The 7,475-nt window shown below is 71.1% G+C and carries 6 protein-coding genes; all 6 read left to right on the forward strand.

Annotated elements, in window-relative coordinates; translation table 11 throughout:
• The first annotated feature begins 30 nt into the window (after positions 1 to 30).
• The 6 genes from ABZ215_RS13270 to ABZ215_RS13295 all read left to right on the forward strand — a co-directional run bounded on the left by ABZ215_RS13270 (position 31) and on the right by ABZ215_RS13295 (position 7,321).
• Positions 31 to 894, forward strand: a complete 864-nt coding sequence (locus ABZ215_RS13270) for a p-hydroxycinnamoyl CoA hydratase/lyase (protein WP_354949654.1) — start codon at positions 31 to 33, stop codon at positions 892 to 894.
• Positions 894 to 2,369 carry a long-chain fatty acid--CoA ligase gene (locus ABZ215_RS13275; RefSeq protein WP_354949655.1) on the forward strand — a complete coding sequence of 492 codons (1,476 nt, stop codon included), beginning with the start codon at positions 894 to 896 and terminating at the stop codon, positions 2,367 to 2,369. Before ABZ215_RS13270 ends, ABZ215_RS13275 begins: the two co-directional genes overlap by 1 nt.
• A gap of 61 nt (positions 2,370 to 2,430) precedes the next feature.
• Positions 2,431 to 3,240: an alpha/beta hydrolase gene (locus ABZ215_RS13280; protein WP_027936557.1), complete on the forward strand. Its 810-nt coding sequence runs from the start codon at positions 2,431 to 2,433 to the stop codon at positions 3,238 to 3,240.
• A complete protein-coding gene (locus tag ABZ215_RS13285; RefSeq protein WP_354949656.1) occupies positions 3,237 to 4,406 on the forward strand; it encodes a SpoIIE family protein phosphatase in 1,170 nt (389 codons plus the stop codon). The genes ABZ215_RS13280 and ABZ215_RS13285 overlap by 4 nt, the downstream gene beginning before the upstream one ends.
• Positions 4,407 to 4,874: 468 nt before the next feature.
• Complete coding sequence (locus ABZ215_RS13290; protein WP_354949657.1) at positions 4,875 to 5,915, forward strand: tryptophan dimethylallyltransferase family protein; 1,041 nt, start codon at positions 4,875 to 4,877, stop codon at positions 5,913 to 5,915.
• A 20-nt stretch (positions 5,916 to 5,935) separates the two neighbouring features.
• Positions 5,936 to 7,321: a tryptophanase gene (locus ABZ215_RS13295; RefSeq protein ID WP_354949658.1), complete on the forward strand. Its 1,386-nt coding sequence runs from the start codon at positions 5,936 to 5,938 to the stop codon at positions 7,319 to 7,321.
• Positions 7,322 to 7,475 lie beyond the last annotated feature (154 nt).

Raw genomic sequence — 7,475 nt, forward strand, 5'->3', positions numbered from 1 at the left:
TATCAGAACTACTGATATAGGGAGCGATGGATGAGCACAGCGGTCGGCAACGGGCGGGTCCGGACGGAGCCGTGGGGCGAGACGGTTCTGGTGGAGTTCGACGAAGGCATCGCCTGGGTCACGCTCAACCGGCCGGACAAGCGCAACGCCATGAACCCCACCCTGAACGACGAGATGGTGCGGGTGCTGGACCACCTGGAGGGCGACGACCGCTGCCGGGTGCTGGTGCTCACCGGCGCGGGCGAGTCGTTCTCCGCGGGCATGGACCTCAAGGAGTACTTCCGCGAGGTCGACGCCACCGGCAGCACCGCCGTGCAGATCAAGGTGCGGCGGGCCAGCGCGGAGTGGCAGTGGAAGCGGCTGGCGAACTGGAGCAAGCCGACGATCGCGATGGTCAACGGCTGGTGCTTCGGCGGCGCGTTCACCCCGCTGGTGGCCTGCGACCTGGCCTTCGCCGACGAGGACGCGCAGTTCGGGCTGTCCGAGGTCAACTGGGGCATCCCGCCGGGCGGCGTGGTCAGCCGGGCGCTGGCGGCGACCGTGCCGCAGCGCGACGCGCTGTACTACATCATGACCGGTGAGCCCTTCGACGGCCGCCGCGCGGCGGAGATGCGCCTGGTCAACGAGGCGCTGCCCGCCGACCGGCTGCGGGAGCGCACCCGCGAGGTGGCGCTGAAGCTCGCGTCGATGAACCAGGTGGTCCTGCACGCGGCCAAGACCGGGTACAAGATCGCCCAGGAGATGCCCTGGGAGCAGGCCGAGGACTACCTCTACGCCAAGCTCGACCAGTCGCAGTTCGCCGACAAGGCGGGCGCCCGCGCCAAGGGGCTGACCCAGTTCCTCGACCAGAAGTCCTACCGGCCCGGCCTGAGCTCCTTCGACCCGGAGAAGTAGTGCGCAACCAGGGTCTGGGCTCCTGGCCGGTGCGCCGCGCCAGGATGAGCCCGCACGCGACAGCCGTCCGGCACGGCGGGACGGCGCTGACCTACGCCGAGCTGTCCCGCCGCGTCGCGCGGCTCGCCAACGGGCTGCGGGCCGCCGGGGTCCGCCCCGGCGACCGGGTGGCCTACCTCGGGCCGAACCACCCGGCCTACCTGGAGACCCTGTTCGCGTGCGGGCAGGCCGGCGCGGTGTTCGTGCCGCTGAACTTCCGGCTGGGCGTCCCGGAACTGGACCACGCGCTGGCCGACTCCGGCGCGTCGGTCCTGATCCACACCCCGGAGCACGCGGAGACGGTCGCGGCGCTCGCCGGCGACCGGCTGCTGCGCGTGCCCGCGGGCGAGCTGGACGCCGCGGACGACGAGCCGCCCGACCTGCCCGTCGGCCTCGACGACGTGTGCCTGCTGATGTACACCTCGGGCAGCACCGGACGCCCCAAGGGCGCGATGCTCACCCACGGCAACCTCACCTGGAACTGCGTCAACGTCCTGGTGGAGACCGACCTGGCGAGCGACGAGCGGGCACTGGTCGCCGCGCCGCTGTTCCACGCCGCCGCGCTCGGCATGGTGTGCCTGCCCACCCTGCTCAAGGGCGGCACGGTGATCCTGCACTCCGCGTTCGGCCCCGGCGCCGTGCTGTCCGCGGTGGAACAGGAGCGGGTCACGCTCGTGTTCGGCGTGCCCACGATGTACCAGGCGATCGCCGCGCACCCGCGGTGGCGCAGCGCCGACCTGTCCAGCCTGCGGACCCTGCTGTGCGGCGGCGCGCCGGTGCCCGCCGACCTCGCCAGCCGCTACCTCGACCGCGGGCTCGCGTTCGTGCAGGGCTACGGCATGACCGAGGTCGCGCCGGGCGTGCTGGTCCTCGACCGCGCGCACGTCGCGGAGAAGATCGGCTCCGCCGGGGTGCCCTCGTTCTTCACCGACGTGCGGCTGGCCGGCCCGTCCGGCGAGCCGGTGCCGCCGGGGGAGAAGGGCGAGATCGTGGTCAGCGGGCCCAACGTGATGAAGGGCTACTGGGGCAGGCCGGAGGCGACCGCCGAGGTGCTGCGCGACGGGTGGTTCCACTCCGGCGACGTGGCCACCGTGGACGGCGACGGGTACTTCCACGTCGTCGACCGGCTCAAGGACATGATCATCTCCGGCGGCGAGAACATCTACCCGGCCGAGGTGGAGAACGAGCTGTACGGCTACCCGGGTGTGGAGGCGTGCGCCGTGATCGGCGTGCCGGACCCGCGCTGGGGCGAGGTGGGCAAGGCGGTCGTCGTGCCCGCCGACGGGAGCCGCATCGACGGCGACGAGCTGCTGGCCTGGCTGCGCACCCGGCTGGCCGGGTACAAGGTGCCCAAGTCGGTCGAGTTCACCGACCGGCTGCCCACGACCGGCTCCGGCAAGATCCTCAAGGGCGAGGTCCGCCGCCGCTTCGGCTGACCAGGGGCCGATGAACCCCGCTCATGCGGCCCTGCCGGCCCGCTGCGGCTACTCTGTGACGGTGGACATCCGGTCGAGGAACGCGGTGACCCTGGCCGGACGGCCAGGCGGGCAGCCAATGGTGTTCGCCCACGGCTTCGGGTGCGACCAGGCGATGTGGCGCCTGGTCACCCCCGCCTTCGAGCCGGACTACCAGCTGGTGCTGTTCGACCACGTCGGCGCGGGCGGCTCCGACCTGGGCGCGTGGCGGCCCGAGCGCTACGCCACGCTCGACGGCTACGCCGACGACGTGCTGGAGATCTGCGCCGAGCTCGACCTCCAGGACGTGGTGTTCGTCGGCCACTCGGTCAGCTCGATGATCGGCGTGCTGGCCGCAGCACGCGAGCCGTCCCGGTTCGCCGGGCTGGTCATGGTGTGCCCGTCGCCCTGTTACCTCGACGACGACGGCTACACCGGCGGCTTCACCCGGCCCGACATCGACGAGCTGCTCGAGTCGCTGGACAGCAACTACCTGGGCTGGTCGGCGGCGATGGCGCCGGTGATCATGGGCAACCCGGACCGGCCGCACCTCGGCGCCGAGCTGACCAACAGCTTCTGCCGCACCGACCCGGACATCGCCCGCGAGTTCGCGCGCGTCACGTTCCTGTCCGACAACCGGGACGACCTCGCGAAGGTGACCGTGCCCAGCCTCGTGCTGCAGAGCCGCCACGACGCGATCGCGCCGATGTCGGTCGGCGAATACGTGCACGACCGGCTGCCGGACAGCGAACTGGTGGTGTTGGACGTGCACGGGCACTGCCCCCACCTGAGCGACCCGGACGTGACCACGGCGGCGATCGAGACGTTCCTGGCCGGCCGCGGGACGCGGTGACCGGCCCGGAGGCACCGGTACTGACCGGGGCCGATGCCGAGGACCTGTGGGACAACGCGCCCTGCGGATACCTCTCGGCCCGGCCCGACGGGACGATCGTACGGGTCAACGCGACCCTGCTGAACTGGCTCGGCTACCGGGCGGAGGAGCTGATCGGCCGCCGGTTCAGCGATCTGCTCACGGCGGGCGGGCGGCTCTACCACGAGACGCACTACGCGCCGCTGCTGCGGATGCAGTCCGAGGTGCGGGAGATCGCACTGGACCTGGTCGCCGCCGACGGCTCACGGCTGCCGGTGCTGGTCAATTCGACCTTGCGCGCGGGCCCGGACGGCGCCACCGGCATCCGGACCACGGTGTTCGACGCCCGAAGCAGGCGGGCGTACGAGCGCGAGCTGCTGCGGGCGCGACAGGAGGCCGACGCCGAACGCGAGCGGCTGGCCCAGTTGTCCAGAACCCTCCAGGAGACCCTGCTGCCGCCGGGTTTGCCCGAAGTGCCCGGGTTGCGGTCGGCGGGGTACTACCGCGCGTCGCCGACGGAGATGATCGGCGGTGACTTCTACGACCTGTTCCCGGTCAGCCCGGGCCGGTGGGCGTTCTTCATCGGCGACGTGTGCGGCAAGGGTGCCGAGGCGGCCGTGCTGACCTCGCTCGCGCGCTACACGCTGCGGGCGGCCGTGGTGCAGCAGCCTGATTCCGGCTCGGTGCTGCGCACGCTCAACGCGGTGCTGCTGCAGAACTACCGCGCGCCCGAGGGTCGCTTCTGCACCGTCCTCTTCGGACTGATTGAGCCGGACGATGACGGCTTCCGGGTGGAGCTGGCCGCAGGCGGCCACCCGCCCGCGCTCCGGATCGCGGCGGACGGCGCGGTGCACCCCTTGGAGACACCGGGCGGCCAGCTGCTCGGGGTGTTCCCGGATGCGTACGTGACGACCGTCGGCACCCGCCTCGGGCCGGGCGACGCGCTGTTCGTCTACACCGACGGACTGATCGAGGCCAGGGATCCGCGGGGCGAGCTCGTCGGCGAGGGGTGGCTGGCGAGCGCGGCGTCGGGCTTCGCGGGACTGGACGCGGACGCGATCGTCGATCGCCTCGGACGGCTGCTCTCGGATCTCGACGAGGGGGTCACCGACGACACGGCCGCGCTGGTGCTCACCGTGCCGCGCTGAGCCCGAATTCCGGGCCATCGAGGCCACTCGTGACACTCCGCTGATCAGGTGAACACTGTTCTAGACGGCTGGTCGCTTCCGGTGTCCGGCCGAACGGCCGCCTGCACACTGCTCCTGTTAGTCTATTATGGACAGTGTCGCAGGAGTGACGTGAATCGCATCCGGTAAGCGTTTTCCCAGCTTGCGACCGGTGGGATCGCTTGCCCTGGCGGCGGTTGCGCGCGTGCCGGGCGCGAAAACCGTGCCGTGGCAGCGAACCAGGGGAGCGGCGGGCCTCTGGTGACTGACCGTGCGGCCAAGATCACTCCTCCAGCGGTACGTCTCGCTGGGAAGATGACGTTATGTTGGTCGACGGTCTGTCCCCCGCCTAGTCGAGCAGTTGCTCGCCAGACCGTCGGAGTGAGTGTGAACGTCGCCCCTGTGACCCTATTCGACCATGCCCGGAGACAGCTCGGAGAACTCTGCAGGGTGGCAGGCTTTCCCAGCGGCGGCAGCGATGCCGTCGACGTGCTGCGGGAGCTCCTCGGTGCGGCCGGCCGCCGCCCGCTGACCGAGCCGCCGCTGTGGCCTTCCGACGTCGCGGACGACGCGACCCCCGTGGAGTTCTCCGTCGCGTTCGACGAGAGCGGCGACCGCGCGGTGCGGATCCTCGGCGAGACCATAGCGGAAAACCCCGGCCCCGCAGCGAACATCGAAGCGGCGAAGCGCTTTCTCACCCACATGGCGCAACGGTTCGATCTTCGGCTGGACCGGTTCGCCGCGGTCGAGGACCTGTTCCTCGTCGACCGGCCACAGGGGAAGTTCACGCTGTGGTTCTCGGTGATCCTGCGGCCCGGCCGGGCGCCCGCGCTGAAGGTCTACTTCAACCCGCAGGTGCGCGGGCAGGGCGCGGCGCCCGGGCTCGTCGCCGAAGGCCTGCGGCGCCTCGGGTTGAGCGACGCGTACGACACGGTCGCCGAGCACGCGCTGCGGCGTGGCGCCGCAGACCAGTTCTCGTTCTTCGCGCTCGATCTCGACGACGGGCCGCTGTCCCGGGTCAAGCTGTACATCTCGCACGACTCGGCGGACTCGGCCACGGTGGAACGAGCGGCCGGAGCCGTGGAGGGCGTGGACCCGTTGGCGGTGCGCGATTTCCTGGCGACCGCGGGCGGCGGCCCCGGCCCGTACGCCGGACGGCCGCTGATCTCCAGTTACTCCTTCGTGGAGGCAGGCGCGGGCCGTCCCGGCAACTACAGCCTCTACCTGCCGATCCGCGACTACGTCCCGGACGACGCCGTGGCGCGTGAGCACGTGCTCGCCCACTTCGCGCGGTCCGGGTTGCCGTCCGCGGAGCTGGACCGGGCGATCGCCGCGGTGACGAGCCGCCCCGCGGGCGCCGGTGTGGGCCTCATCGCGCACGTTTCCCTGCGTCTCGGCCGGTTCGGGTCGGGGACGACGGTATATCTTTCGTCCGAGGCCTACGCCGTGCAGGCGCCGCGCGGGCGCGTCAGCGCCTCGGCCACGTTCTGATCTGGGAGGAAGAAGCCAGCATGAAGTCGTTCCCGCCGTACCGGGTCCAGGTTGTCAAGGCGATACCGATCACGACCCGGGAGGAGCGGGAGGAAGCGCTTGCCCGCGCCGGCTACAACATGTTCGACCTGCCCGCGAACATGGTGACGATCGACCTGCTGACCGACTCCGGCACGGGCGCGGTGTCCGCCGCGCAGGAGGCCGGCGCCGCGGCGGCCGACCGTTCCTACGCCGGTTCGGACTCGTGGTTCCGGTTCAAGTCGGCGCTGGAGGACCTGACGTCGTTCCCGCACCTGTTCCCGGTGCACCAGGGCCGGGCGGCGGAGCGGATCCTGTTCTCCACCGCGTTGAAGCCGGGGCAGATCTCGCTGTCCAACACGCATTTCGACACCACGCGGGCGAACGTGGAGCTGGCCGGCGCCGAAGCGCGGGACCTGCCGTGCCCGGAAGCGGCCGACCTGGACAGCCGGGATCCGTTCAAGGGCAACATCGACCTCGGTGCGCTCGAGGAGACGCTGTCCGGTCCGGACGGTTCGCGGGTCGGGCAGGTGCTGATCACGATCACCAACAACGGCGGCGGCGGGCAGCCGGTGTCGATGGCGAACCTGAAGGCCGTGCGCGCGTTGTGCGACCGGTTCGGGGTCCCGTTCTTCCTCGACGCGGCGCGGTTCGCGGAGAACTCGTGGCTGATCACCCAGCGCGAGGACGGTTACGCGGGCAAGACGCCGAAGGAGGTCGCGCAGGAGACGTTCGCGCTCGCCGACGGTTTCGTCGCCAGCCTGAAGAAGGACGCGATCTCGCCGATGGGCGCGGCGATCGGCGTGCGCGACGAGCAGCTGGCCAAGCAGTGCGAGGCGATCCTCATCGCCACCGAGGGTTTCCGCACGTACGGCGGCCTGGGCGGGCACGACCTGGAGCGCGTCGCGCAGGGCCTGCAGGAGGTCGTGGACCCGGACTACCTGCGGAACCGGGCCGAGGAGACCGCGCACTTCGCGCGGCTGATCAACGAGGCCGGTGTGGACATCGTCCAGCCGGCGGGGGTGCACGGCCTGTACCTGAACGCCGGGCGGTTGCTGCAGCACATTCCGCCGCACGGCTTCCCCGGGCACGCGCTGGCGTGCGAACTGTACCTGGCGGGCGGCATCCGGTGCGCCGAACTGGGTTCGCTGTACCTGGGCACCTTCGACGACGAGCACAACCTGATCACCCCGGCACCGTTCGAGCTGGTGCGACTGGCCATTCCGCGGCGGACGTACACGCTGGCGCACCTGGAGTACGTGGCCGACGTGCTGGCGTCGATCGCGAAGAACCCCGAGTCGGTGCCGGAGTACCGGGTCACGCACGCGCCGCAGCTGTTGCGGCACTTCAACCTGAAGCTTCGGCAGGTGCCCCGGGCGGTTTCCTAGGCGCGCGCACGCGGCTTCCTGTCCGCAGGCCGGCAACGAAACGGAACAACCCCACGGACCATCCCCCTCCCGCAACCCGATCCCCAGCCAAATCGGTTGCCGAGCCACCGGGTCAAGGCACGCTTTCCCGCCTTGACGCGGTGTCTCGGCAACC

It is taken from the genome of Amycolatopsis sp. NPDC006131, from assembly GCF_040614175.1.
Classification (GTDB): Bacteria; Actinomycetota; Actinomycetes; order Mycobacteriales; family Pseudonocardiaceae; genus Amycolatopsis_E; species Amycolatopsis_E tucumanensis.